This window comes from Pseudomonas purpurea, from assembly GCF_039908635.1.
In the GTDB taxonomy this organism is placed as follows: domain Bacteria; phylum Pseudomonadota; class Gammaproteobacteria; order Pseudomonadales; family Pseudomonadaceae; genus Aquipseudomonas; species Aquipseudomonas purpurea.
The window spans coordinates 2,202,853-2,228,315 of sequence record NZ_CP150918.1 but is presented as its reverse complement, the minus strand read 5'-3'; the positions used below and the strand labels follow the sequence as shown (position 1 = coordinate 2,228,315).

Sequence of the window (25,463 nt, the reverse complement as noted above, 5' to 3'; positions counted from 1 at the left end):
TCGTTGGGAAAAAGCATGATAACCGTAGATGTGGAGCCAATTGCTTCGGGTTTCAAGGTAAACGCCCTACCCGCACCTACACTCTTGATGTGGCAATAAGACTAACGGTGCAAAAATAAACCGAAAAACTTACCCGAAAAACCGAAACGGCTGTCGCCGCGCTCGGTGATGGCCTCTATACTAGCTCCCCGTTTGTGCACCGCTCTAGTGCATTCGGCTGGAGCGCTACACGTCCCTCCACCTCCCATTCAGAGCCGCCGCAATAATGAGCCTGTTCTCCGCTGTCGAAATGGCACCACGCGATCCAATCCTGGGCCTCAACGAAGCATTCAACGCCGATACTCGTACCGACAAGGTCAACCTGGGGGTCGGTGTTTACTGCAACGAGGAGGGGAAAATTCCACTCCTGCGCGCCGTTGTCGAAGCCGAGACGATTCGCGTCGCTCAACACGCCTCCCGCGGCTACCTGCCGATCGACGGCATCGCCGCCTACGACCAGGCCGTGCAAAAGCTGCTGTTCGGCAATGATTCGCCACTGATCGCCGCTGGCCGCGTGATCACCACGCAAGCCGTCGGCGGCACAGGCGCACTGAAAATCGGTGCCGACTTCCTCAAGCAACTGCTGCCCAACGCCGTCGTCGCGATCAGCGACCCGAGCTGGGAAAACCACCGTGCGCTGTTCGAAACCGCCGGTTTCCCGGTGCAGAACTATCGCTACTACGACGCCGCCACCCACGACGTGAACCGCACAGGCCCTGCTCGAAGACCTGAACGCGCTGCCGTCTGGCTCCATCGTCGTGCTGCACGCGTGCTGCCATAACCCGACCGGCGTCGACCTGAGCCCGGCGGACTGGAAAAACGTGCTGGCCGTGGTCAAGGCGAAAAATCACGTGCCGTTCCTCGACATGGCCTATCAAGGCTTTGGCGACGGCATCGACGAAGACGCCGCTGCTGTGCGCCTGTTCGCCGAATCGGGCCTGACCTTCTTCGTCTCCAGCTCGTTCTCCAAGTCGTTCTCGCTGTACGGTGAACGCGTGGGCGCGCTGTCGATCGTCAGCGAGTCGAAGGAAGAAAGCGCGCGCGTGCTGTCGCAGGTCAAACGCGTGATCCGCACCAACTACTCCAACCCGCCGACCCACGGCGCAAGCATCGTTGCCGCCGTGCTGAACAGCCCTGAGCTGCGCGCCCAGTGGGAGCAGGAACTGGCCGAAATGCGCTTGCGCATTCGTGGCATGCGCATGCAAATGGTCGACATGCTGGCCAAACAAGCGCCTGACCACGACTTCAGCTTCGTCGCTCGTCAGTGCGGCATGTTCTCCTACTCCGGCCTGACCGCCCCACAAGTGACCCGCCTGCGCAACGAATTCGGCATCTACGCCCTGGACACCGGCCGTATCTGCGTCGCCGCGCTGAACCAGCGCAACATCGACGCCGTGACCAAGGCCATCCTTCAGGTGATCTAAGCCACACGCGCAACAGAAAAGGGGGAAGCCATGAGGCTTCCCCTTTTCGTTGCTGCCCGGAAAATCCACAGCACGATGGTGCACATGCACTCTAGACTGTGGGTTTAGCGCCCTTCCCTTTCGAGAGACCTTATGAAGAACGATGATTTGCGCGCTGACCGCGACGAACTGGATCACTTTGTGCCACGCAACCAGACCAAGCGCAGCAGTGGACTGGTCGGGCAAGTCGCCTTGGGCGTCTTCCTGGGCGGCCTGGCGCTGTGGATCGTGCAACTGATCGCGATGTCGCTCTACGCCAAGTTCCTGATGGGCACCTTCAGCTTCGGCGGCTAAACGGGCTCAGCCGGCGAGTTCGGTGGCGCGCTGGCTGGCGGCATCGTCGTAGGCCACATAGAGCGATTCGGCGACCTGGCTCTTGATCGCCTTGGTGCTTTCCAGCCCCAGCACGAAACCTTCGGCCTTGCCGCCAGCGCGGTTCAGTTCATCAGCGGTGCTGGCCTGAGTGATCGCGTCGAACAGTTTTTCGGCGTGCGGGCCGACGCCTTTGGGCAAGCTGATCTGGGCGATGCTCATGCAAACACCTCGCGCAGCGACGAACGAATGAACAGTGATGAGTGAGTCATGACGCGTACCTTTTCGGCGAATGGCCGGTAGCGCGTGAAACCACTTCCGGGGCGCCATGGTAGACCGCCGCCACGATTCTGGTAACCGCCAATAGTCCAACCACCCTCGCTCACCCGGAAAACGCACTATTTTTTCAAGCCGCGCTTGACTTGTTCTTTTTAATCAGTAACATACGGCGAATTCCGCGATAGCTCAGTTGGTAGAGCAAGTGACTGTTAATCACTGGGTCCCTGGTTCGAGTCCAGGTCGTGGAGCCAGACAAGGTTCCAGAGAAGGCTTCAATAATCTCTGCAACCCGAAAAACCGCCTTATCAGCCTGCGTGAAAACCTGGCAATCTGCGCGGTAATCAAAAAATGCTCCGTATCGAAAGATACGGAGCATTTTTCGTTATGGCTTACAGCCAATGAAAGTCCCTCAGCCAGACCAGCCTGTTTATGATCCCGTCGATCAGCTAAAGCTATCTCTCTACCATTTCTTTTTAAAGCCCGGATCGCCTTGAGTACCGGCGGCATGCCCTCGTTCACAAACGGAACAGGCGGCACCGCGCCTTCGCGCCCTCATCCCGCCCCCCAAAAAGTAGCCCGAAACTCCCACCTCGCCTGGGAGTAACGGCCGATGCGCGATCCCCGGCGCTTATCCATAGTTGCAGCCTACTTAAGAAAAAGGTCCACGGTCAGGCCCTCAATGACCGCAATTGCTTAGGAGAAGGCCATGGCTATTCGCAAGCAACATTCATCGCTAACGAGCAACGCGGCCGGTAACATTGATACCGATCTGTTACCTGTCAGCCAGGGCGTCAACGCGAGCGATGACAGGTCTTATACCTTCGCGAGCGATACAGCCCCCCAATACACTCCAACCGTCACCACCGAACTGAAAGACTACGCCCCCGGCAGCACCGCCACCGTCACGGCCAACGGCTTCGCTGCCGGCAGCACAGTGGCGTTCGAAGTGGAGCACGCCACCGGCGCCGGCGCGGATAACGTGTGGGGCACACCCGATGACGTGCTCGACACTGACACCGGCGAGGGACACGACCCTTGGTACGTGGTCGACGGCAGCACCGGCGATCTTGATGGCCAAGTCAACGGCAGCGTCACCACCTCGTGGTACGTGAATCCTGACGACTCGGCAGGCGCGACGTTTCTGCTCACCGCGACCTCTGCGGGCGCCGATGGCATGTTCGGCAGCAGGGACGATTCCGTGGCGACAACGTCGTTTACCGACAGCGGTCCGGGCGTCGTGGCGACCGGCGTGAACGTTACGCTGGACGAAACGGCCGGGCTGCAGAACGCCACTGCCACTGCAAGCCCTGCGGGAGACGCTGACGACAACGACATTCTGGTGGCGTCCCTGCCCTCGACCCTCTCTACCCGTTTGACCGCACTTGGGGCCGGTACCGCAACGGGTGCTGCCTTGAGTGGCTACACCGGTGCGGCGGGCAACACAGGCAGCAACGCGTTCACCATCACCGCTGCGCCCGGAGCAAGCATTACCGATATCAGCTTTGTCGACAGCACTGGCGCACCGCTCAATGGCGTGGACAGCGGACTGGATACCCTCGATAACATCAGCATCCTTCTCTATACGGATACGAACAACAACATCGTTCTGGGCCGGGCTGGAGGCCCAACCGGCGCTATCGTGTTCGCTGCCTACATTGAAGAAACCGGATCGCCACCTACAGGTGGCAAGATCTGGACCGTGGAATACGCACCGCTCAAGCATCCAGATACGACGAACCCCGATGACCAGGTCAACCTGCTGGACAAGGTTTTCGTCGGCGCCAGTCAGGACGCGGAATTCAGTCTGGCCAATGCGCCCTCCGGCCAGAACCTTTTCCTGATGTTCACGACGGCGAACCCGACCGTTGTCAATGACGGTGGCGTCTTGCGGATCACGGACCCCACCATCATCGCCACTGGCAAGAATCCCGCCGACCAGTCAAGCGGCGCCAACATAACGACTGGCGACACGATCAATACCAGCCAGGCGGGTGGCCCGACCACCTTCGGCACCAACAATCAGATGATTACGGAACAGGAAGGCATCCGTTTTTCGTTCGTCACAGGTGCCAGGCAGAATGTGACCATTCCCAACCTTGATCAGAACGAAGCGGATGTCGAATCCAACATCGACTTTACCGGCGTCTTCAATGCAAGGTCGGCCAATTTCGACGTCGTGCAGTTGCAAAGCGGCAAGAGTGCTGTCGTCACGGTCAGCGCATTCAACACCGCTGCTGAACCTGGCGTGAATTTCATCAACGGCTATGCGGGTGATACGCCGGTTGCCATCACCAATGTTCGCGTCATCAACATTAGCACCGGGCTGGTGATCGAGAATTCAAACGGATCCGCGAATGATCCGGCCATTACCATCAGCTTTACGGCTGCCGGGGTTGCAACCATCACCGGCGTTAAAGCCGGCTACCAGATTGAATACACCACAACCTCTGATCACAACCGCGTGCTCATCGAGAACGGGGCGGCCCTCGACGCCAAGGGCAATAACCACGCCGATTTTGATATCGGTGGCTTCACGCTGCTCCAAGCCTCTGTTACGAAAACCGAAATCGGCTCCAAGATCATCTTCGAAGACGATGGGCCGAGCATCAGCACCACCGGCACCGAGCCAGTGCTGACCGTGGACGAAACCGTCCTGGCGACCAACGCCACCCAGAACTTTGCCGCCAACTTCAGTTCGGCGTTTGGCGCCGATGGCGCCGGCACACTGACCTATGCACTGGGCGTGGTCGCGGGTGCCTCCGGGCTCACGGATACCGCCACGGGCGAGGTGGTGAACCTGTCACTCAACGGCACAGTGGTCGAAGGCCGCACCGCCACCACCAACCTGCTGGTGTTCACGGTCAGCACGGCCGCCAATGGCGACGTCACGCTCGACCAGATCCGGGCGGTGGTGCATCCCGACACCACCAATCCCGATGACGCGAAGAGCCTGACTTCGGACAACCTGGTAACGCTGACGGCAACCAAGACCGACAAGGACGGCGACAGTGCCCAGGCGACCCTTAACATCGGGCAGAACCTGACGTTCAAGGACGACGGGCCGAGCATCAGCACCACCGGCACCGAGCCGGTGCTGACCGTGGACGAAACCGTCCTGGCGACCAACGCCACCCAGAACTTTGCCGCCAACTTCAGTTCGGCGTATGGCGCCGATGGCGCCGGCACACTGACCTATGCACTGGGCGTGGTCGCGGGTGCCTCCGGGCTCACGGATACCGCCACGGGTGAGGCAGTGAACCTGTCACTCAACGGCACAGTGGTCGAAGGCCGCACCGCCACCACCAACCTGCTGGTGTTCACGGTCAGCGCAGCCGCCAATGGCGACGTCACGCTCGACCAGATCCGGGCGGTGGTGCATCCCGACACCACCAATCCCGATGACGCGAAGAGCCTGACTTCGGACAACCTGGTAACGCTGACGGCAACCAAGACCGACAAGGACGGCGACAGTGCCCAGGCGACCCTTAACATCGGGCAGAACCTGACGTTCAAGGACGATGGGCCGAGCATCAGCACCACCGGCACCGAGCCAGTGCTGACCGTGGACGAAACCGTCCTGGCGACCAACGCCACCCAGAACTTTGCCGCCAACTTCAGTTCGGCGTTTGGCGCCGATGGCGCCGGCACACTGACCTATGCACTGGGCGTGGTCGCGGGTGCCTCCGGGCTCACGGATACCGCCACGGGCGAGGTGGTGAACCTGTCACTCAACGGCACAGTGGTCGAAGGCCGCACCGCCACCACCAACCTGCTGGTGTTCACGGTCAGCACGGCCGCCAATGGCGACGTCACGCTCGACCAGATCCGGGCGGTGGTGCATCCCGACACCACCAATCCCGATGACGCGAAGAGCCTGACTTCGGACAACCTGGTAACGCTGACGGCAACCAAGACCGACAAGGACGGCGACAGTGCCCAGGCGACCCTTAACATCGGGCAGAACCTGACGTTCAAGGACGACGGGCCGAGCATCAGCACCACCGGCACCGAGCCGGTGCTGACCGTGGACGAAACCGTCCTGGCGACCAACGCCACCCAGAACTTTGCCGCCAACTTCAGTTCGGCGTATGGCGCCGATGGCGCCGGCACACTGACCTATGCACTGGGCGTGGTCGCGGGTGCCTCCGGGCTCACGGATACCGCCACGGGTGAGGCAGTGAACCTGTCACTCAACGGCACAGTGGTCGAAGGCCGCACCGCCACCACCAACCTGCTGGTGTTCACGGTCAGCGCGGCCGCCAATGGCGACGTCACGCTCGATCAAATCCGGGCAATCGTGCATCCCGATGCCAGCAATCCCGATGACGCGAAGAGCCTGACTTCGGACAACCTGGTAACGCTGACGGCAACCAAGACCGACAAGGACGGCGACAGTGCCCAGGCGACCCTTAACATCGGGCAGAACCTGACGTTCAAGGACGACGGACCGAGCATCAGCACCACCGGCACCGAGCCGGTGCTGACCGTGGACGAGACCGTCCTGGCGACCAACGCCACCCAGAACTTTGCCGCCAACTTCAGTTCGGCGTTTGGCGCCGATGGCGCCGGCACACTGACCTATGCACTGGGCGTGGTCGCGGGTGCCTCCGGGCTCACGGACACCGCCACCGGTGAGGTGGTGAACCTGTCACTCAACGGCACAGTGGTCGAAGGCCGCACCACCACCACCAACCTGCTGGTGTTCACGGTCAGCGCGGCCGCCAATGGCGACGTCACGCTCGACCAGATCCGGGCGGTGGTGCATCCCGACACCACCAATCCCGATGACGCGAAGAGCCTGACTTCGGACAACCTGGTAACGCTGACGGCAACCAAGACCGACAAGGACGGCGACAGTGCCCAGGCGACCCTTAACATCGGGCAGAACCTGACGTTCAAGGACGACGGGCCGAGCATCAGCACCACCGGCACCGAGCCGGTGCTGACCGTGGACGAAACCGTCCTGGCGACCAACGCCACCCAGAACTTTGCCGCCAACTTCAGTTCGGCGTTTGGCGCCGATGGCGCCGGCACACTGACCTATGCACTGGGCGTGGTCGCGGGTGCCTCCGGGCTCACGGATACCGCCACGGGTGAGGCAGTGAACCTGTCACTCAACGGCACAGTGGTCGAAGGCCGCACCGCCACCACCAACCTGCTGGTGTTCACGGTCAGCGCAGCCGCCAATGGCGACGTCACGCTCGACCAGATCCGGGCCTTGATACATCCCGACGCAACCAATCCAGATGACTCAACGAGCCTGACCTCAGACAACCTGGTGACGCTGACGGCGACCAAGACCGACAAGGACGGCGACAGCGCCCATGCGACGCTCAACATCGGGCAGAACCTGGTGTTCCACGACGACGGCCCATCACTTGCGTTCGGCAACCTGGTCGGAACCGGTAGCGTCCTTCCCCAATACGGGTTCTGGGATCATACGAACGGAGCCGATGGGCTGGGTGCGACCGGCCTGGATATCTCGTTGGTAAATGGCCAGTTCACCCTTGTCAGGCCAGACAACACGACCACGACCGGGGTCGGCACGCTCATCGAGCAAGGGTCCTCGCCGGACGCCAGTGGCGCGTACCATTTCGCAGGGACATTGACCGGCGATTTCGACAACAACGCCGCAACGGCGAATACCAGCGTCGACTACACGCTGACTGCCTTTGCCAACGGCAGCTATGCACTGGATCTGGTGCAAGGCTTCAGTTCGACGATCGTGCGCAGCAGTGCCGACGGCTCGCTCGATGCCGGTGGCCCGGATCCCGTGCGCACATTGTTAATTCCGACGACGAATGACCCGACGATTCCTTCGGCATCCGAGGAGATTGTCTTTTTTGGTGTGAACGCGACCACTACCTCAGCCGATATATTTTCCGCCATCACGCCGGGAGCGCCCGACCTCACCGAAGCGCAGATAGAAGCCAGCGGGTTTTCATTCATCGGCACCGCGAACATGAACGTCAGCACGTCCGGCATCGGCATTGCCAACAACAACCTGGATGGAAACGGAACGGCAGGCATCAATGCCGGTGACGAGAGTTTCGTCATCAATCCCGAGACCTTGTTGACGGGCATGAAAGTTTTCATCGACAACTCGGTGCAGGGGTACAACCCGGCAACGGAAGAGCTGTACTACACGATCTTCTACGATGACGGCACTACTTCGGGTCCGCCGACGAAGGTTCTTGCCGCTGATCTGACCTCGGAGAATGGAGGACAGACATCCTTCCTCATCGAGAGAGCGGACTCGAAGCTCATTGACGCGGTTCAGCTCACGATGGGCCTGGGCGTGATCAAGATCCCGGTGATTCAGTTCATTCAGGAGAGCGAAAACCTGGCCAGCGATGTCAAGCTGTCGTTCAACGCGACGCTGACGGACAAGGATGGGGACTCGTCAACGAGTACGTTCAACGCCAACCTGTTCGCCAATGACCCGAACGACGCACTCTTCGACTACACGCTGGTTGGCACGGCCGGCGTGCCTGATGCCTTCAACGTCGATTTGTCAGCCTCCGAGAACCTGTACCAGATCATTGGCTTCGATGTGAACCCAGGCCAGCGAGACACCCTGGTGCTCAACGGCGACCACAACGCGTCGGTCCAATCGATCGACAACACCGGCGCAAACAGCATCGTGACGGTTGCCGAGGCTGGCGGACAAACAACGACCATCACCTTGGTCGGGGTTGATCTTCTGGCCAGCGACGTTGTATTCGGCGGCGCCTGATACATCGCGCGCGTGAAAGCATGCGAGGGTGGCATAGCAACCACCCTCGCATTGCTTCTTGCAGTGCTTAAAAGGGATGTCAGACCGTCGTGTTTTGAGATGAATTTCAATCCAACCCCACTTAAGTGGACTCGGGCGGCTCGTCATTGTGGGTGAGCCCGTGATTCATCGCGTACATCAGCAAGTCGATGCGGTTGATGAGATTAAGCTTTTGATAGATGTTGCTGAGGTGGTTGTGCACAGTGTGCTCGCTGATGCCCAGATGCCCGGCGATGCACGTATATTTAGCGGACGGATTCCCCACAATGGCGCGAATCAGTTCCCTCTCGCGCAGCGTTAGCCGCGCCTGTTTCGCCTGTTCCAAATTGCATTTCCAGGGAATATGCCCGGTTGCGGCATAGTCGGAAAGCCCACCGGCCCAGGCTCTATCCAGTCCGATGTCGCGATAGTAGACCTTGATGATGGCTCGGATGATCGATTCCGCCGGGTCTTCCGCCAGCACGATGCCGCGGGCGCCCGCCTCTATCGCCTGGGCAACAGGGACGACTTCGTACAGCCCCTTGAGCACCAGCACTTTCATTTCGGCGCTGCGCGCGAGCCCCGCGACGACCGCCAGCGGGTTCAGCGCATCGGGAAAGAAACTGAAAAAAATGACATCGGGACGCAACTGATCGGCAAGATCCAGCGCCTTGGTATAGGTGGTGGCCTGGCCGCTCACTTCCATTTGAGGCTTGCGGGCATTGATCAAGTCGTGAAGGCCGATGAGAACGAGGGGGCGACAATCGACCAGCATCACGCGTATCGGCTTTCTACGGGCCGGCATTACCCTCCTGCCTCCCTTGAACAATGAACGATGGCCTTCGCCCGCCGACCTTCCTGAATCAGCCGCTCGCTCACCTGGCCATCGTGATTGAAGGACAGATGCGAGCGTCGGCAGGCTTTGACAGTGCCCGCTCGGGTATTGGCAACCAGGGTTCCTGTCGTTCCCGGGGACACTTGTGCCCACTGCACCGGCAGAGGTTGGGGTCGCCCCCAAAAGCCGAGCGAAGGCATCGAAACAACACAAATAGGAATTATTAACAAAGACTTACGCATGATGATGGGCTCCCTCGAACGCTCAACTGAGTCTAGGCCAGCCCGACGCGCTGCCCGCCCGCTCGTCCGCCAGGCATAGACGCAAGCCTCATGCAGGTGGCCCTGGCTGATGTTCCAGCGGGGCGCCCTCAGCCTTCGAAAATCAAGGTCTTAGGGGCGTGGCGGGCGATCTGCGACCACAGTCTGACTTCGATCAAAATCGTCAATTAATCGACGAGCGGTGTGCAGTTAAGTACAGCAGAAATTATTTCGTCAACTTACCGGCGCCAACCTTCATTTACGAGCCCACCAAACCTTCATAAATTGCAGGCGTCGGTCACGCAGCTCTCGAGATTATTGTGATGATTCGCGTCGACTCGGTCTGGCTCACCACCGACTCGCTGGACATGTGCGCCGGGATGGAAATCGTATGAGTAAGCGAGCGAGTGCAGCGGTTAACTTTCGCCGCGGGGCTGCCGCCATGCAAACGCGGCTCACCGCTGGTTTTACCTTGCAGGATCAGGGAGATGTGAGGTTTTGGCTAACGCTGCCGGGGTTCAACCAGGCATTGACATTCTCGACACTCTCGGCAGGCGGTTTTCCCGCCCAGCGATTGAGCGTCAATACATTGGTGACGAAGTCGTATTGCGTCTTGAGCAGATCACGACGAGCCCGGAACTCGTTGCGTACGCTGGTCAGTACATCGACAGCATTGACCATTCCGTAACTGAGCGCTTTCTCTACCGCCACTCTGGACAGCTGTGCCGAGTCCAGGGCATGACGGCTGGCACTGATCTTTTCTCCGCTCGAATTGGCGGTCAGGTAAGCGCTCGTGATCTCCTTGACCACCCGGCGCCGCACCGATTCCAGTTGCTGCTCGGCCGAAACCTGATCCTGGTAGAGCCCCCGCACCCGCGCCGAGGTTGCGCCGCCGCTGTACAGCGGCACTTGCACGCCAATACCGGCGACATAACTGTCGGTGCGTGGCACCAAGGAATTGTTGTAGCCCTCGTTGGTCTGCTGCGCGCTCAGCGTAAGGCTCAGGGTCGGATAGTGCCCGCCCTTCCCGCCTCGCAACGCAGCGCCTGCCGCTTCGACACCACTTTCGTTGGCCTTGAGTGCCGGGTTTTGCGCTACACCCTCGCGAACCCACGCTTCAAGACTCTGCGCTGAGATCCGTAATTGAACATCGTCGCGAACGCGGCTGAGCTTCTCCTTGACGGGACGGCCGACGATCTCCGCCAGCGCCTCACGACTGACACTGACCTGGTTCCGGGCATCCAGTTCCTGCGCTGTCAGCCCATCGACTCTCGCTTTGAGGTCGAGCTGATCGGTAATCAATGCCAACTGCTTTTCGTACAATGCATTGACTCTATCCAGACTCTTTTGCGTGGTCCGAAGCTCGGCCCGGGTCAGCTCCAGTTCGTCCTCGGCCGCCAACGCAGTGAAGTAACGCTGGGCCAGCTCCACCGTGGCTTCGGCCCGAGCTTCCAGCGCTTCGGAGTCGGATTGTTTGGCCAAGCTCTTGAGTTTCTGGTAGTTCTCCCACGCGGCCTTGTTGTAGAGGTACTGACGCAACACTAGGCTGTAGTTTTCGCTATCAAAACTGCGCTGCACCAGTTCGTTTTCCTGGTGAATCCGATTAGCCCCTGCATTGAGCGAGACTTGCGGTAACAGCGCTCCCATCGCTTCCCTCTGGTACTCCTTGCCCGCCTGCGCTCGCGCATACGAGGCCAATACTCGCGGGTCCTCCAGCCGGGCCTCACGGTACAGCTGCATCAGATCGGTGGAAAACGCCGAGGCACTGACCCCGGTCGGCGCGGGCGCAGCGGCTTGCGCCAACGCAATATCGGTGCCCAGTACAAGCATGAGCAGACCGCCTGGCAGAACTGCAAGCACTCGCACGGTCATTCCTCGATCATCGATTGAGAGAAGGCATTGCGGGCCGGCTGCATCAGGTAGTGCAACAGCGTGCGTTGCCCCGTGATGATCAACACATCCGCGGGCATCCCCGGCAGTAATTTGCGCTCACCCAAGGTGTGCGCACCGGCTTCGGTGACCCGGACCCGGGCCAGGTAATAGGGTGTACCTGACTTTTCGTTGATCAGCCGGTCCGCCGAGACACTGCTGACCACGCCTTCGATCACCGGTGTGGTCGAACTATTGAATGCGCCGAAACGGATATCGGCACGCTTGCCGATGGCGATGCGATCGATATCGACCGGCGCCACCTGGGCCTCTATGACCAGTTCTGAAACCGAGGGGACAATGTCCAGCAGCGGTGTCGCCGAGCGCACGATGCCCCCGACCGTATGCACGGTCATGCCAATTACCATACCGGCCTCGGGTGCGCGGATGATGATATGGCTGAGCCGGTCCTCCAAGGCGGAAGTTTTCTCTTGCAGGTCGTAGATCCTGGTCTGAACCTCGGCCAATTGCTTGGCGACGTCGGCATTGAAATCTTTATCGATTTGTAGAATTTGCAGCTGTGTTTCGTTGATCTGCAGGCGAGTCCTGGTAATGGTGGAACGGTGGTCGACCACTTCGGTCCTGAGCATTTCGAGCTTGCGCTGTTGCTCAAGCAGACGTTGTTTGTCAACGAACCCTTGAGACAACAGGTCGGTCAATTCAACTATTTCACCGCTGTAGGATTTATCCAGATGGCCCTTGGCACCGATCATCGCCTCCATCCCCTTGATCTGTTGATTCAACTGACCAATGCGCTCTTGCAACACCGCTATCTGGCCCAGCCGTGATCCCCGTCGCGCGTTGAATACCTGGGTTTCGCCCTGGCGCGCTTCGGCACCTCGCAGGCTGTCGGGATCGGGCATGATGCCAAAGCCGATCACCGACAGATTGTCCCGCTCAGCTTTGAGCCTTGCCTCCATGGCTCTGGCTGCAACGAGCTGGCTTCGGGTCATCTCGTACTCGAATCGCAACTGGGCATCATCGAGAATAATCAGCGGGTCATCACGCTTGACGATGTCACCGTCATGGACCAATACCTCTTTGACGATGCCACCTTCGAGGTGTTGTACCGTTTTTCGGTAAGCCTGCACGGTGACCACGCCAGGCGCGTAAGCAGCGCCATCGAGTGGTGCGATCGCCGCCCAGGTGCCAAACAGGCCGAAGGTCACCAATACAATGCCAAAACCCAGGCGACGTACTTTTCGATCAGATACCGCCAGGTCGGCGAAGCTATCAATTTGATGACTGGGAGTCGTACGGTTCATCGACATCGTCCTTGCCGGTAGCGACCGAAGCAGTACTTGCGCCTGCTTGCGCGGCGTGCTTTTGCGCCTGCTGCTGCGCATTGAGTTCGTCCAGCACGTTCTTGCGCGGCCCATAGAGACTGATAGCACCACCGCTCATCACCATCAGCCGGTCAAGTTGGGACACGATGTTGGTTCGGTGGGTGATCACAAAAAGGGTTGCACCGGTCAGCTTGAGCTGCTGGATGGCCGCCGCCAGGGCACGATCACCGACATCGTCGAGATTGGAATTGGGCTCATCGAGGATAATCAGCCGCGGGTTGCCATACAGGGCACGGGCCAGGGCCTATGCGTTGGCGCTGCCCTCCCGAAAGCATGACGCCTTCGCTGCCAATGACAGTGTCGTAGCCATCGGGCAACAGCAAAATCATTTCGTGAACGCCAGCAGACCTGGCAGCCTGGACGACCTTCTCGGAATCGACTTCGGCGAAGCGGGCAATGTTCTCGCTGATGCTGCCTTCGAACAATTCAATGTCCTGGGGCAAGTAACCTATATACGGCCCAAGCTCATGCTTGTCCCACGCACTGATGTCCGCGCCATCGAGCCGGACCACGCCATGCAGCGGCACCCATATCCCCATCAGCGCTCTGGCCAGGGTGGACTTGCCCGCAGCACTTGGGCCGATGATTCCGACAACGCAACCGGCAGGCACGCTGAAACTTATGTTTCTGATGATCGGAGTTTTCGAGCCCGGTGCCGCGACGATTAAGTTCTCTACCTGCACATGCCCCTGAGGCGCAGGCAATGACATACGCTCGGGCTGGGCCTGTTGTTTGTCGAGGATGTCCTTGAGACGGCTGTACTGCGAGCGGGCCGCAATAAAGCCCTTCCAGCTGCCGATGATCAAATCTATGGGGGCCAGTGCGCGCCCCAGCAGCACGGACCCGGCAAACACCATGCCTGCCCCCACCTGATGATCCACGGCCAGGTACGCCCCCAGACCCAGGACCAGTGATTGCACCAGGATCCGGAAGGACCTGGAAAGCGTACTGACGATGGCACCTCTATCGCTCGCCCAGGACTGCAGCAACAGGACGTTTCTTTGCCGACGCCCCCAACGGTCCATAAGGGTTTCAAGCATGCCCATGGACTCGATGACTTCAGCGTTGCGCAGATTTTTCGTGGTGTAGAGCGTCGCGCCAATATGTTCCTTGTTAGCCTGGGCGAGTGCCGGCCCCGTCAGCCTCTCATTGATAAACGCGAGCAATAGCAACAACAGCGCACTGCCCGTCGCTACCCAGCCAAACCAGGGGTGAAACAGGAACATTACAGCAATATAGATAGGCAACCAGGGCGCATCAAAAAAGGCGAACAATCCATTACCGGAGAGAAACTGTCTCAAGCCCGTCAAGTCGTTGAGCGGCTGGGCCGAGGCGTCCATGCCGCCACTTTCCAGAGCCCGTCTGAAACTGGCCTTATAGACCTGGCGACTCAGCAACACATCCAGCCGGGTACTGACCCGGACCATGATGCGCGACCGAATCCATTCCAAGGAGCCGAGCGTGACCACCAGCCCGGTCATGATGAGCGTCAGCATTGCCAGGGTCGTCAAGCTTCCGCTGGTTATCACTCGCCCATACACCTGAAGCATATAGAAGGTAGGAACGAGCATTAATGCGTTGATGAACAAGCTAAAAAAGCCAACAGAAACAAAGCTGTTTCTACAGGCTTTCAACGCATTTTGCAGACTGTTTTCAGGTGTGCTTCGCATTGAAATTCCTGATCGAAAAGCCATCCTTCGTGGAGACTAGATCATGCCGAGCGACTGTGCGTAGCAATTGGCGATATCACCTCAGGCAACGAGCATTCCCCCTACAGTGGCCCGACGGAGGAGAAAAGAGACATCGAGCCGCATGTGCCCGCGCGGGACAAAACCGAGCGCAAGAACGACGGTTTATCGAGGCCGCGATTTCCACTGGAATGAAGGGGCTGAGGCATAGCTCGGTCGGCAACGCATTGCACAGCGAATGGCGAGCCTTCAAGAACAAGCGTTCGCAGGTCACCAAAGCCAACACCCCCCACTTCCGATCAAGGCAGACCGACTGCGTAGCGTGTCCGATGAGTTCACGCTGGCCACCGCGGTGCAGACCCCGCGACGGCTGGCCGAATTTACATCTCAAGGGCCACCAATCACGGGATCTGTGCACCTGCACGAAGCAAAAACCTCAAGGATGCGGGTCAGGCCCCCGTGGCTTCGGGGTTGGCCGCCGTACTTGGCGCCCGCTGGGCTGCCACCGACGCGTCGCTGACCAGCGGGATCTCATTGCCGTCGCAGTCGTGCAACTTGCCGCCGCTGAAGTAATCCCCTTCACGCAGCGCCGCCAGGTCCTGGAAGCGCAGCGTGCGCTCGGTCCCGGCCGCAAACACCGATTGCTGGTCCGAGTTGCCGGTTGTGAAGTGGTTGAACGTCAGGTTCAGGACGATGGCCATGATGGCCGACGAACTGATGCCGGAATGGAAGATCGTCGCAAACCAGCTCGGGAAGTGATCGTAGAAATTCGGTGCCGCGATGGGAATCATGCCGAACCCGATGGACGTGGCGACGATGATCAGGTTGACGTTGTTGCGGTAATCGACCTTGGACAGCGTCCGAATGCCGCTGGCTGCCACGGTGCCGAACAGCACGATACCGGCACCGCCCAGCACGGACGTCGGGACCGCCGCGATCACCCGCCCCATCACTGGTAACAGGCCGAGCACCACCAGGAACAGTCCGCCCGTGGCCACCACGTAACGGCTCTTGATCCCGGTGACCGCCACCAGCCCGACGTTCTGGGCAAAGGCGCTTTGGGTGAACGAACCGAAGATCGGCGCGATCATGCTCGACAGCATGTCAGCCCGCAAACCGTTGCCCAGACGCTTGGAATCGACCTTGGTGCCGATGATTTCACCGACCGCCAGGATGTCCGCCGAGGTTTCCACCAACGTCACCATCACCACGATGCACATCGACAGGATGGCGGCGAAATGAAAGGTCGGCATGCCGAAATGGAATGGCGCCGGGAAACCGAACATCGGCCCCTGGGTCACCGTCGAGAAGTCCGCCATGCCGAGGAACACCGCTATCACCGTACCGATGACCATGGCCAACAGAATCGACAGTCGCGAGATCGTCGCACTGCCGATTTTGCTCAGCAACAACACCAGCACCAGGGTCAGCGCCGCCAGCCCGATGTTCGCCATGCTGCCGAAGCTTTCGGCGTGGCTATTGCCACCCATCGCCCAGCGTGCGGCCACCGGCATCAGCGTCAGGCCGATGGTGGTAATGACGATGCCAGTGACCAGCGGCGGAAAGAACTTGGTGATCCGGGAGAACACCGGGGTGATCAGCAGCCCGATCAATGAGGCGGCGATCACCGCCCCCAGAATCGACTGAAAGCCACCCTCGCCGCCGCTGCTGACAATCGCCACCATGGTCGCCACGCCTGAGAACGACACACCCTGCACCAGTGGCAGTTGACAACCGAAAAACGGTAACCCGAGGGTTTGCAGTAATGTCGCCAAGCCCCCCGCAAACAGTGACGCCGCAATCAACAGACCAATGTCCGCCGGGGAAAGCCCGGCTGCCTGGCCGATAATCAACGGCACCGCAACGATACCGCCGTACATGGTCAGAACGTGTTGCAGGCCGTAAGCCATATTCGCGCCGACACCGAGGTTTTCGTCCTCGGGCCGCTGGAGTGACGTTTTCATGGTTGGGGGGTTCCCTGGTTTTTGTTATGCGCACACTGTATGCAAGAGACAGGACAAATGTCTATATAATTGTATACAGTTTATCCGCCAATCATCTCCCGCTATTGCGCCAATACTGCCGGGGCTCAACCTTGAGTACAGGGTCGACCAGCCCTGCTAGAATCGCCCCCCGCACGGACCGCTACGCTCACTCCCCTCAAGACATGGAAGCCCCCGCTTTGAACCGCAACGACCCTCTTGAACACTTCTGGAACATCTTTTTCCTGGCCATCGGCTGCTTCTTCAAAGTGGTGTTCCTTCAGGCGCTGGTCCTCAGCCTGCTCTTTGGAGGCTTCTTTGCGGACGGACAAGACAGCATTTACCTGGGGCTGATGTCGTTCGTCGTCTTTGCCGTGAGCGGGATGTTTTTTGGTGTGGTACCGATGTCGTTGGGGTTCGCCCCGCTGTACGCCCTGCTGAGCGCCAAAGGCTACGCCAACTGGCTGACCGCCATACTCGCCAGCCTGATCGTGGCGGGCGTGCTGTGCCTTTACCCGTCGCTGCGCAAGCTGGGGGTTTTCTGGGTAGTGGACGGTATCCTGGTCGCACTGTTCACCCATTGGGCGTACCAACGCTGGTTGAAGCTGACCGGAACCGGCGCCCCCACCCTCGACGAACAACCCACGCCACCATGAAACCCGTCGAACGCTTCGCCTTCGCCCCCTGGCTTGGGACAGTGCAAAGCCAGCCCTCGGAAAGCGCCGTCCTCGTCGACGGCCAGCCTTCGACGCTGACCATTTCCGGCCGCAGGTTATGCCGACAGTACGAAACCCCGGCCGGGTATGTGCTGATCACAGAACTCGACTTCTGGGTCGAAGAACAGGTGTTCGTCGTCCTGATCAGCAAAGACCTGCGCACCGTGCTCGGCGAGCATGTCCTCGGTCACTGGTACAGCTCGTACTACCTGAAGGAGGTCGAGTGGCTGGATGAAACGCATTTTTTCGTAACCCTTGAAGGCCTGGAGGAGTACCGCTTTTATTTCACCCTTCGCCCACGCCATATCCCGCTGATCTACCCACGACTGGGCGTGGCTTGCCAGCGCCTGGACACCCGGCGCGGCACCTGGAAGCGTCAATTTTTCTAGACGCTCGCACCCGGCAACGCCCCGTCAGAGCATGGGCTGCGGCGCAATCACTTGCCCGACAACCTGCCTGAATTCGGGATGGTGCGGTACACGGATCTCGAATTCACGCTCCAGCAATTCGATGAGTTCATCGACGGCGGTGATCTGCCGACGCACGCTCTCCAATCCCGTCCGGTGCACCGCGTAGCTGCCGTTATTCAGCGTCCTGCGCAGCCCTTCGCCCGTGCGCGCCACCATCAGTTGCCCCATGAACGGTGATTGCGGATGAGTGCAGACGTACCAGTTGCCGATCTGATAATCGATGTCCGATTGCATCTGCAGATCGAACACGTACATCGGCCGCCATTCACCCGCGACCTTCGCTCGAAGGATGTAACTGCTGTCCTGATGAACAATGCGATAGGGCTCATGCCCGGTCGGCTGTTCTTCTTCAGTGTCGAGCCGCAGCGGCGCGGTCGGCACCATGCCACCAAAACCGACATCGGCGATGTAGCGCACCCCGCTCACCGTCACCAGGCACAGGCGATGGGTGCGCGCCACCAGAGCATCCTCAGGCCCGCCCATGACCACCCGCCCGGTAATCCCGCGCGCCTCGAACCCCAGGTGCAGCAACAACGCGAGAAACATATTGTTCAGTTCGTAGCAGTAGCCGCCACGCCCCGCATACAGAATCTTGCGCTCCACCGAGGCGAGGTCGATCGGCACCGGCAGACGCAACATCGTCGACAGGGTTTCAAAGGGGAACACGCACGTGTGGCGCGACTGCAGTTCGCGCAGGCTCTCCAGCGTCGGCGGTGGCGGACTGTCAAAGCCCAGGCGCTGCAAGTAGAGGTCGACGTTGCTCAGTTCGGTCTGGCTCATGGGGTAATCCTTGCGCATGAGGTGTCGCCTGCGTCACACCTCTGAAAGCAGAGGCGCCCGGCGTGTGGGCGTAATGTATAAGCCAACACGGTGCCGGCCCGAAATTGATTTCACTAATGGCCCGCAACCGAATATTGAACACCGCTCACCAGCGCGCTAACCTCGCGCACAGCAAGCCAAAACGACTCCCTCAAGCGATAAGGACATCGTAGAAATGCCGACCGCCCACGACACCCACTTCCGACTCGGCCAACCGTCCGACGCCTTGTGCATCAGCGGCCTCGCCACCCAGGTGTTCCTCGACACCTACGCCACCGACGGCATGCGCGCCGATCTGGCCGAAGAAGCCTTGACGGTCTATGCGCCGGCGCAGTTTGAACGCCGCCTGAGCGACCCGCAGACCCGCTTCGTCCTCGCCGAGCGCAACGGCCATCTCCTGGGTTTCGCCGAAATCGTCGCGCGGCCCGATGGGCCTGTGCCGGCGCTGCTGGATGGCACCGAACTGGTTCGGCTTTACGTGCAACGCCACGCCCATCGGCAAGGGTTGGGGCGCGCACTGCTCGACAGAGCCGAAGCCCTGGCCAGAGAAAGCGCTCGCGCCTGCCTGTGGCTCACCGCCTGGTCTGAAAACCATCGCGCACGGGAGTTTTACCTGGCGCTGGGTTATGACGATGTGGGCGGTACGCACTATGAATTCGGTGGCAATGCCTACGAGAACCGGGTGTTTTGCAAAGGTTTTAACGTGCCCTGATTCAAGCCACGCACTCATCGCCTCAGCGATCGGAACGCATGAGCGCGTCGACGCCACCTTCCAGCGAGAGCACCGCCACCCGGTTACGCCCCGAGTGCTTGGCCTGATACAGCGCCGCGTCTGCGCGCTCAATGAACACTTCGATGCTGTCGCGGCCGTTGGGCACGAATGAGTAACAGCCCAGGCTGACCGTGACGTACCCCGAAGGCGAGCCTGAGTGAGTGATGTTTTTGTCCATCACGGCGCGGCGGATCTGCTCGGCGATGGCCATGGCGCCTTGCAGGTCGGTGTCGGGCAGCAACACCGCGAACTCTTCCCCGCCGTAGCGCACGGCCAGATCCGCCTTGCGGTGGCAGCAATGCTTGAGCGCTCGCGCCACTTCGGCCAGGCAATGATCCCCCGCGACATGACCATAAGCGTCGTTGTAGCGCTTGAAAAAATCGATATCGAGCATGATCAGGCTCAGCGGGCTGACCTGACGGGCGCCCCGGGCAAACTCAATCTCCAGCGCCCGCTCGAACAGCCGACGATTGGCCAGCCCGGTCAGGCTGTCGTGGGTCGCAATCAGCTCCAGCGCTTCCTGCGCGGCACGCAGATCCGCCTCGATACGCTCGCCATTGCGCACCTGATGAATGAACACCCAACCGAACAGGCCAACACCCAGCAGCACCATGGCCACGATCACACTGGACTGATAGGCCGTGCCATACCAACCTTTGAGAATCTCGTCCTCGGACGTCGCAGCCGCCACCACCAGCGGATATGCACTCAACTGACGATAGCCATACAGCCTGACCACATCATCAATCACCGAACTGATCATCGCGTTGCCGGACGGCGCATTGGGCAAGTACCGCTGGAAAATCTCTCCCCGGGCCAGGGTGGTGCCGATGCGCTGGTCCTCGAACGGTCGCCGCGCCAGCAATGTCCCATCCGACAGCGCCAGAAACATCACGCCGTTGTCATCAATGCTGAAGCTTTTGAAGAACCGGTCGAAGTACGACATCTTGATCCCGGCCATCAACACACCCTGAAAACGGCCATTGCTGTCGTTGACCCTGCGGGAGATCGGAATAATCCACTCGCCGTTCTCCCGGCAGCGAATCGCCGGCCCGATGTGCGCGACCGATGACGGGTTCTGCTGGTGAAACTTGAAATACTCGCGCTCTGTTGCCCCCGAACCACGGGGCAACTCCTCGAACGAAGTCACCACCCACTGCCCATTCTTGTCGAACAGAAACAACCCGTGCAGCTGCGTCAGCGCCTGAACCCGCCGCGCAAACGTGCGTTGCAAACGAGGTGTTTTCGTCACCCCGAAACCGTCAGCCTCAATCCAGTCCACCAGGCTTGTGATCACCAGATCCGCCTGGGTGAACGTATCTTCGGCCTGCTGCGCCATGGCGCGGGTCAGGTTCGCCGACGCCACCTGCGCCAACTCCAGATCATGGCGCCGGGACTGTTCCAGTTGCAGGTAAAGCAGACCGCAGAGACTCAGGCCTACGGTCGCAATAAACGCCACCGCAGCCTTGAGCAACGGCAAGCGTTTCAGAGGACCGCCGGGGGCGTAATGGGGGTCGTGAAGTGGGGTAGGCAAAAGCGCAATCCTGGAAGGATAAGGCAAGGACGAAGGCCCGAACCCCTTAATTTCGGCGAGCTTAGCCTACGCAATGATGCCCGGCAATTGGGGCTTGAGGCCCGGAATCGACTCGATCGCCGGCGGCTCAAGTTTCACGATTTGCGGCCGTTATCGCTGGCGAAGCTATAGGCAAACATCATCTCTGCGGCAATCACCTCTCAGGGTTGCGTGCATTTTTCAGGTAGGGTGCCCACGACCGTGACTCGACGACGCACTGGAGGACATTGAGCCTTGAAATCCGTTCTGACCGCCCAGGAAAAGGCACGCCTCCAGGTGGCGCTGGCTGAGGCGTTTGTCGACAACGACGTCGACTACGCCGCCATTGCGCGCTGCATTCAGGGGTTCGACTTGCTCACCGTGAAAGACATCCTCTACTCGCAAGTCGCCCCCGCGTGCTTCGGCAACCTGGAAACACCCATCCCGCCGGTCTGGGCCGGATTCCGGGACGATTGGTTGTTCGATGAGATCGAAAAATCACTCAAGGCCCGCAACGACAGCTGGCTGCGACGCAACCTGCATCACCTGTTAGTGGCCTGGCTGCGATACAGCTACGGTTACATCTGGAAAGAAATCATGAAGGCCTACGATCAGCAGACCGCAGGCCGTTGACTCAGCGCTCAACCAAGGCTCAACGCGACGGTGGCACGCGAATATCACCCGCACGGCACTGCGTCTTGACGCCTTTGCCGCAGGAGCCGAACGCCAGGTCCTTGCCCATGCACACCCGAACTTCCGACAACTCGGGGCCTTTGCAAATCACCGCGATGCCGTCGACAGGAATGCCAGGGTTGCTCTGGCGGAACATCCGCGCAATCTCTTGCGCTTCAAAGTAATACGAGGTGCTGAACGGTTGCAGTTGCTCCGGAATCTGCACCGCGGCAACCGCTTTGTCCGCCGCATCCAGATAACCCGAGGCACCGAGGCCGCTGCACGTGCCATGCTTGGACCATTCATGCTCAAGCAGTTTTTGTGTCGGGAACAGCGTCAGCCCCTGCTCCCTTTGCGCAGGCGACAACGCCACCATCGGCGGGCAAGACTCAGGCCATCCGCCCTTGGCATATTGTGGCCAGAGCCCATGAAGCACAAAGCCGTAGCCTTTGCCCGAGCACTGTTCGTTGTCCTTGTGTGTCAGGCAAAAGGTCGGCGACCACGAAAGTGTCAGTAGGTAGTAATCAAACACCCCCGCCACCGACTCTGCCTTTAGTTTGCCGCTTTGCGACTCGCGAGCAGCACTCATGCCCACGCTTCCCAGCGTCAACGCAATCAGCGCAACCCATACGTACAATTTTTTCATTGACCCTCTCCTTGGGACCGGATCGTCCGGCAGTTTCATTGTTTTAACCGGCCTATCAAGGCCCGCCACGATTCTGGTCACACAGACGTTTCAACCACATGACGCTCATAACAGGCTGTGCAGGTTGTGCATATAGAAAAGCACACTGCCACGGAATACGGAGGGTACTTGATGCATCGAGGCGTAACGCATCGGCCATGAGCCGGTGAATATCCACCCGTGATGCTGAAGAGAGATACAAAGAGTCAGGGCCCGGCTGGTTATGTTGCACACAACATAACCAGCCGGGCCCTTGTTTTATGACGTACACACCATGAAGTGCTCAGGTAAGTCGAATCACCTGGCTGGCATTAACGGTCATTGTCCAAGGCGTGTAGCCGGGCGCTCTTTTCATTCATGCGCTCGGGCGTTGCATTGAGTTCCTGGTCGAACTGGCGATCGACGGCCGTTTGATCGTAGAAACACCCCACCCAATAGTTATCCGGCTCGCCCGTGGCCATTGCCTGGAGCGTTCGGTCGTCCATGACCTTACGGAAATCGTTGGGCTCATCGCTGCTGCTGGTATTGACCAGTTGCAACTGTTGAGCGGTCGTGCGGATATCCACAGCAGGTTGAGTGGACGACACCCGCAGGAAAAAACTGCGACGGTCATTCATTACCACCACCGGCGAACTTACTTTGCCGAACGACAACGCAGGCTCAACAGTCCAGGCCGAACCACCCCACGGCTGGAACTCCGAGGCAACGGGCAGCGTCAGTGCTTCGCGCTCAATCAGGTCATTGAACAGCACGACGTCATGCAGGGAAGCGGTGCAGTGCGTCAAACGCTCGATCAAATCGCGTTGATCCAGCGGCTGGGCGCTGACCGCCAGGTTCGCGAAGGCGGTGACCGCCAACGCTACCAAAGAGGCTCTAACGCGCACTTACTGTTTGAACACGCAATCAGAAAGCGCCATGAAATCCGAGCCCATGGTCATCCCCAGCACACAGACCGCGTTGAAGTCTGTGCCGACGGCCATCGCTTCCATCTTTTTCGACTCATCTGCGTCAAACCCCGTCAGCCTTGCCAGCTCTTCATCAGAGTCCGCAACACCGGCGTTCATGACAGGATCGCCAGAGAAGTTCTTCGAAACACCCAGAACAGTCCCGGAAACCAGGATTTCCTGCTTGAACTGCGGCATGTTCATCGAAGACTGATTGTGTTCAACGTAGCTGTCATACAACGCCCCCAAATCAACCTTCTCAGGGGCCGCGGCACAGGCCAGGCTCGCTGCCAATACCAACCCGACGGACACAACAGACTTAATGCTTTGCTTGAACATATTAAAGTTTCACACGTATGTTAACCGACGACGTCGGCAGGCCAGATATCATTCCTTGAGCTGGATACGAACAACTATCCAGTGGCTCACTAACAATACCAATAACCCTGTTCATGACTCGGTTTTCAGCGCGCACAGAACGGGCAACTTTAAAAACCCAAAACAACTATGAACAGAGTGTTAGTTCAGCTCTTGAGAAAGCCGAGCGCGGAGCTTACAGCACAGCCACAACCGCCTTCAACTAAACATCTGACAAGAAAATAGGACAAAGGCCATAGCTTTACACCGCAAAAACGCAGCGTAATCGCGACTTTTCGCCTCCAGTTTTTCGCTCTGGCCTTCATACGTCCAACTGAAGTACCTTGGTGTGGCAGCGCTAACATTCACACCACGATAGGGAATCGAAATGAGCAAGGCAGATGAACTCGCCGCGAGCCTCAAGCAAAAACAGCACAGCCGTGCTGATGCAGAGGCGTCCGCAGACCTGGCGATTGAACATTGGCCTACGCAGGTCTATGACATGTATCGCCAGCTTGAAACATGGCTGGAACCGCTGATTGAAGCAGGCTTGAACATCCGACGCGTCCCCACGCGAGTGTTCGAAAGCCTCCCCACCGGCGAGACGTTCAATTACGCCATCGACCAGTTGCTGATTGAGGGTAACCATCACAGCATCATCCTCAACCCCATCGCCCGCTTCATAACGGGCGGCACGGGCCGTGTCGACATCCAGGCCAAAGGCAAAGAGATACAGATGCTGCGAACCGAGACCGATCACGGCGAGCCGCAATGGCTGATCCAGGCAAATACTGCCCCTGGACAGCCACACGCGGAGCCGGTTGAACTCAGCGAGAGCACCTTTCTCACGGTGATCCAAAAAGGCTTGGCGCTCTAAAACCCGGAGCAACAAGGGTAAGCAGGGTGGTGGGCCGACCTTCCCCGCCACCCCACAAAACGGGCGACCTCCAGGGTCGCCCTTCTTCGTTAAGGGCGACGAGACATCTCCCACCAACATCGCCTCGCAACAGCCTGCCAATCACACCGATGGCACACCGTGCTTTACCTGACATCCGACAATTCGTATATTCGAAATTCCATATGTACAGGCCTGATGCCTGACGGAGAAACCGATGAAAGTCCTGTTCATGTGCACGGCCAACAGCTGCCGCAGCATCCTGTCCGAAGCCATGTTCAACCACCTCGCCCCGGCAGGCTTCGAAGCAGTGAGCGCCGGCAGCTTCCCCAAAGGCCAGGTCCTGCCACGCAGCCTGACCACCTTGCAGGCCGCCGGCATTGCCACGGACGGCTTGAGCAGCAAGGGCAACGATGCCTTTGCGAGCAGCCCACCGGACATTGTCATCACCGTGTGCGACAAGGCCGCCGGCGAAGCCTGCCCAGTGTATTTCGGTCCCGCGCTCAAGACCCATTGGGGGCTTGAAGACCCGTCCGACGTCACCGGCAGCGAGGCTCACATCAACACGGCCTTCAACGCCACGCTGACCACCATCGAAACCCGCTGCCGCGCCTTTTTCCAACTGCCCTTCGAACGCCTCGATGCCGCTGCCCTCAAGCGCGAACTCGACCGCATCGGCACTCTCTAGCCCCAG

The 25,463-nt window shown here is 59.5% G+C and carries 18 protein-coding genes, 1 tRNA gene and 3 pseudogenes; 11 read left to right on the top strand and 11 right to left on the bottom strand.

Annotated elements, in window-relative coordinates; genetic code table 11:
• The first annotated feature begins 265 nt into the window (after window positions 1-265).
• Window positions 266-1,463, top strand: a pseudogene (locus AABM54_RS10050) (amino acid aminotransferase).
• A gap of 132 nt (window positions 1,464-1,595) precedes the next feature.
• Window positions 1,596-1,796, top strand: a complete 201-nt coding sequence (locus AABM54_RS10045; RefSeq protein WP_347905203.1) for a hypothetical protein — start codon at window positions 1,596-1,598, stop codon at window positions 1,794-1,796.
• Between the two features lie 6 nt (window positions 1,797-1,802).
• Here the strand turns inward: AABM54_RS10045 and AABM54_RS10040 are convergent, their stop codons facing one another.
• On the bottom strand, window positions 1,803-2,036 hold the full coding sequence (locus tag AABM54_RS10040; protein WP_347905201.1) for a hypothetical protein: 234 nt from the start codon (window positions 2,034-2,036) through the stop codon (window positions 1,803-1,805).
• A gap of 232 nt (window positions 2,037-2,268) precedes the next feature.
• Between AABM54_RS10040 and AABM54_RS10035 the strand changes: the two genes are divergently transcribed.
• A tRNA-Asn gene (locus tag AABM54_RS10035) sits at window positions 2,269-2,344 on the top strand.
• Between the two features lie 923 nt (window positions 2,345-3,267).
• Window positions 3,268-8,829: a DUF5801 repeats-in-toxin domain-containing protein gene (locus AABM54_RS10030; protein WP_347906163.1), complete on the top strand. Its 5,562-nt coding sequence runs from the start codon at window positions 3,268-3,270 to the stop codon at window positions 8,827-8,829.
• 121 nt (window positions 8,830-8,950) lie between these two features.
• On the opposite strand, the gene AABM54_RS10025 is transcribed toward AABM54_RS10030, so the two are convergent.
• From AABM54_RS10025 to AABM54_RS10010, 4 genes and pseudogenes are all read right to left on the bottom strand, one after another.
• On the bottom strand, window positions 8,951-9,652 hold the full coding sequence (locus AABM54_RS10025) for a response regulator transcription factor (RefSeq protein WP_347905200.1): 702 nt from the start codon (window positions 9,650-9,652) through the stop codon (window positions 8,951-8,953).
• Between the two features lie 770 nt (window positions 9,653-10,422).
• Complete coding sequence (locus AABM54_RS10020; protein WP_347905198.1) at window positions 10,423-11,772, bottom strand: TolC family outer membrane protein; 1,350 nt, start codon at window positions 11,770-11,772, stop codon at window positions 10,423-10,425.
• 38 nt (window positions 11,773-11,810) lie between these two features.
• Window positions 11,811-13,136, bottom strand: a complete 1,326-nt coding sequence (locus tag AABM54_RS10015) for an HlyD family type I secretion periplasmic adaptor subunit (RefSeq protein WP_347905196.1) — start codon at window positions 13,134-13,136, stop codon at window positions 11,811-11,813.
• Window positions 13,105-14,887, bottom strand: a pseudogene (locus tag AABM54_RS10010) (type I secretion system permease/ATPase). The gene AABM54_RS10015 and the pseudogene AABM54_RS10010 overlap by 32 nt, the downstream one beginning before the upstream one ends.
• Window positions 14,888-15,007: 120 nt before the next feature.
• Between AABM54_RS10010 and AABM54_RS10005 the strand changes: the two are divergent.
• A pseudogene (locus AABM54_RS10005) lies at window positions 15,008-15,237 on the top strand (IS5/IS1182 family transposase); the annotation flags it as partial.
• Window positions 15,238-15,354: 117 nt separating this feature from the next.
• Here the strand turns inward: AABM54_RS10005 and AABM54_RS10000 are convergent.
• Window positions 15,355-16,869 carry a nucleobase:cation symporter-2 family protein gene (locus tag AABM54_RS10000; RefSeq protein WP_347905195.1) on the bottom strand — a complete coding sequence of 505 codons (1,515 nt, stop codon included), beginning with the start codon at window positions 16,867-16,869 and terminating at the stop codon, window positions 15,355-15,357.
• Window positions 16,870-17,087: 218 nt separating this feature from the next.
• Between AABM54_RS10000 and AABM54_RS09995 the strand changes: the two genes are divergently transcribed.
• The gene (locus AABM54_RS09995; RefSeq protein ID WP_347905194.1) at window positions 17,088-17,543 is read left to right on the top strand and encodes a hypothetical protein; all 456 of its coding nucleotides are present in this window, start codon (window positions 17,088-17,090) and stop codon (window positions 17,541-17,543) included.
• Window positions 17,540-17,992 (top strand): hypothetical protein, encoded by a 453-nt coding sequence (locus AABM54_RS09990; RefSeq protein ID WP_347905193.1) that lies wholly within the window; start codon window positions 17,540-17,542, stop codon window positions 17,990-17,992. Before AABM54_RS09995 ends, AABM54_RS09990 begins: the two co-directional genes overlap by 4 nt.
• A gap of 24 nt (window positions 17,993-18,016) precedes the next feature.
• On the opposite strand, the gene AABM54_RS09985 is transcribed toward AABM54_RS09990, so the two are convergent.
• Complete coding sequence (locus AABM54_RS09985) at window positions 18,017-18,853, bottom strand: arylamine N-acetyltransferase (protein ID WP_347905191.1); 837 nt, start codon at window positions 18,851-18,853, stop codon at window positions 18,017-18,019.
• A gap of 214 nt (window positions 18,854-19,067) precedes the next feature.
• Here AABM54_RS09985 and AABM54_RS09980 point away from each other — a divergent pair, with 214 nt between their 5' ends.
• A complete protein-coding gene (locus tag AABM54_RS09980) occupies window positions 19,068-19,604 on the top strand; it encodes a GNAT family N-acetyltransferase (RefSeq protein ID WP_347905189.1) in 537 nt (178 codons plus the stop codon).
• Window positions 19,605-19,626: 22 nt separating this feature from the next.
• On the opposite strand, the gene AABM54_RS09975 is transcribed toward AABM54_RS09980, so the two are convergent.
• On the bottom strand, window positions 19,627-21,198 hold the full coding sequence (locus AABM54_RS09975) for a diguanylate cyclase (RefSeq protein ID WP_347905187.1): 1,572 nt from the start codon (window positions 21,196-21,198) through the stop codon (window positions 19,627-19,629).
• A gap of 273 nt (window positions 21,199-21,471) precedes the next feature.
• Between AABM54_RS09975 and AABM54_RS09970 the strand changes: the two genes are divergently transcribed.
• Complete coding sequence (locus tag AABM54_RS09970; protein WP_347905186.1) at window positions 21,472-21,849, top strand: hypothetical protein; 378 nt, start codon at window positions 21,472-21,474, stop codon at window positions 21,847-21,849.
• Window positions 21,850-21,868: 19 nt separating this feature from the next.
• Here the strand turns inward: AABM54_RS09970 and AABM54_RS09965 are convergent, their stop codons facing one another.
• The 3 genes from AABM54_RS09965 to AABM54_RS09955 form a co-directional block, all read right to left on the bottom strand.
• Window positions 21,869-22,534 (bottom strand): ribonuclease T2, encoded by a 666-nt coding sequence (locus tag AABM54_RS09965; protein WP_347905184.1) that lies wholly within the window; start codon window positions 22,532-22,534, stop codon window positions 21,869-21,871.
• Between the two features lie 350 nt (window positions 22,535-22,884).
• Window positions 22,885-23,439: a hypothetical protein gene (locus tag AABM54_RS09960; RefSeq protein WP_347905182.1), complete on the bottom strand. Its 555-nt coding sequence runs from the start codon at window positions 23,437-23,439 to the stop codon at window positions 22,885-22,887.
• Window positions 23,440-23,457: 18 nt separating this feature from the next.
• Window positions 23,458-23,856, bottom strand: a complete 399-nt coding sequence (locus tag AABM54_RS09955) for a hypothetical protein (RefSeq protein ID WP_347905181.1) — start codon at window positions 23,854-23,856, stop codon at window positions 23,458-23,460.
• A 406-nt stretch (window positions 23,857-24,262) separates the two neighbouring features.
• On the opposite strand from AABM54_RS09955, the gene AABM54_RS09950 reads away from it, so the two are divergent.
• Window positions 24,263-24,751, top strand: a complete 489-nt coding sequence (locus tag AABM54_RS09950) for a hypothetical protein (protein WP_347905179.1) — start codon at window positions 24,263-24,265, stop codon at window positions 24,749-24,751.
• Between the two features lie 235 nt (window positions 24,752-24,986).
• On the top strand, window positions 24,987-25,457 hold the full coding sequence (locus tag AABM54_RS09945; RefSeq protein WP_347905177.1) for an arsenate reductase ArsC: 471 nt from the start codon (window positions 24,987-24,989) through the stop codon (window positions 25,455-25,457).
• The last annotated feature ends 6 nt before the right edge of the window (window positions 25,458-25,463 follow it).

Coding starts and splice junctions, on each gene's coding strand:
- AABM54_RS10045 (WP_347905203.1), top strand. CDS start 1,596: ATGAAGAACGATGATTTGCGCGCTGACCGCGACGAACTGGATCACTTT.
- AABM54_RS10040 (WP_347905201.1), bottom strand. CDS start 2,036: ATGAGCATCGCCCAGATCAGCTTGCCCAAAGGCGTCGGCCCGCACGCC.
- AABM54_RS10030 (WP_347906163.1), top strand. CDS start 3,268: ATGTTCGGCAGCAGGGACGATTCCGTGGCGACAACGTCGTTTACCGAC.
- AABM54_RS10025 (WP_347905200.1), bottom strand. CDS start 9,652: ATGCCGGCCCGTAGAAAGCCGATACGCGTGATGCTGGTCGATTGTCGC.
- AABM54_RS10020 (WP_347905198.1), bottom strand. CDS start 11,772: ATGCTTGTACTGGGCACCGATATTGCGTTGGCGCAAGCCGCTGCGCCC.
- AABM54_RS10015 (WP_347905196.1), bottom strand. CDS start 13,136: ATGAACCGTACGACTCCCAGTCATCAAATTGATAGCTTCGCCGACCTG.
- AABM54_RS10000 (WP_347905195.1), bottom strand. CDS start 16,869: ATGAAAACGTCACTCCAGCGGCCCGAGGACGAAAACCTCGGTGTCGGC.
- AABM54_RS09990 (WP_347905193.1), top strand. CDS start 17,540: ATGAAACCCGTCGAACGCTTCGCCTTCGCCCCCTGGCTTGGGACAGTG.
- AABM54_RS09985 (WP_347905191.1), bottom strand. CDS start 18,853: ATGAGCCAGACCGAACTGAGCAACGTCGACCTCTACTTGCAGCGCCTG.
- AABM54_RS09980 (WP_347905189.1), top strand. CDS start 19,068: ATGCCGACCGCCCACGACACCCACTTCCGACTCGGCCAACCGTCCGAC.
- AABM54_RS09965 (WP_347905184.1), bottom strand. CDS start 22,534: ATGAAAAAATTGTACGTATGGGTTGCGCTGATTGCGTTGACGCTGGGA.
- AABM54_RS09955 (WP_347905181.1), bottom strand. CDS start 23,856: ATGTTCAAGCAAAGCATTAAGTCTGTTGTGTCCGTCGGGTTGGTATTG.
- AABM54_RS09950 (WP_347905179.1), top strand. CDS start 24,263: ATGAGCAAGGCAGATGAACTCGCCGCGAGCCTCAAGCAAAAACAGCAC.
- AABM54_RS09945 (WP_347905177.1), top strand. CDS start 24,987: ATGAAAGTCCTGTTCATGTGCACGGCCAACAGCTGCCGCAGCATCCTG.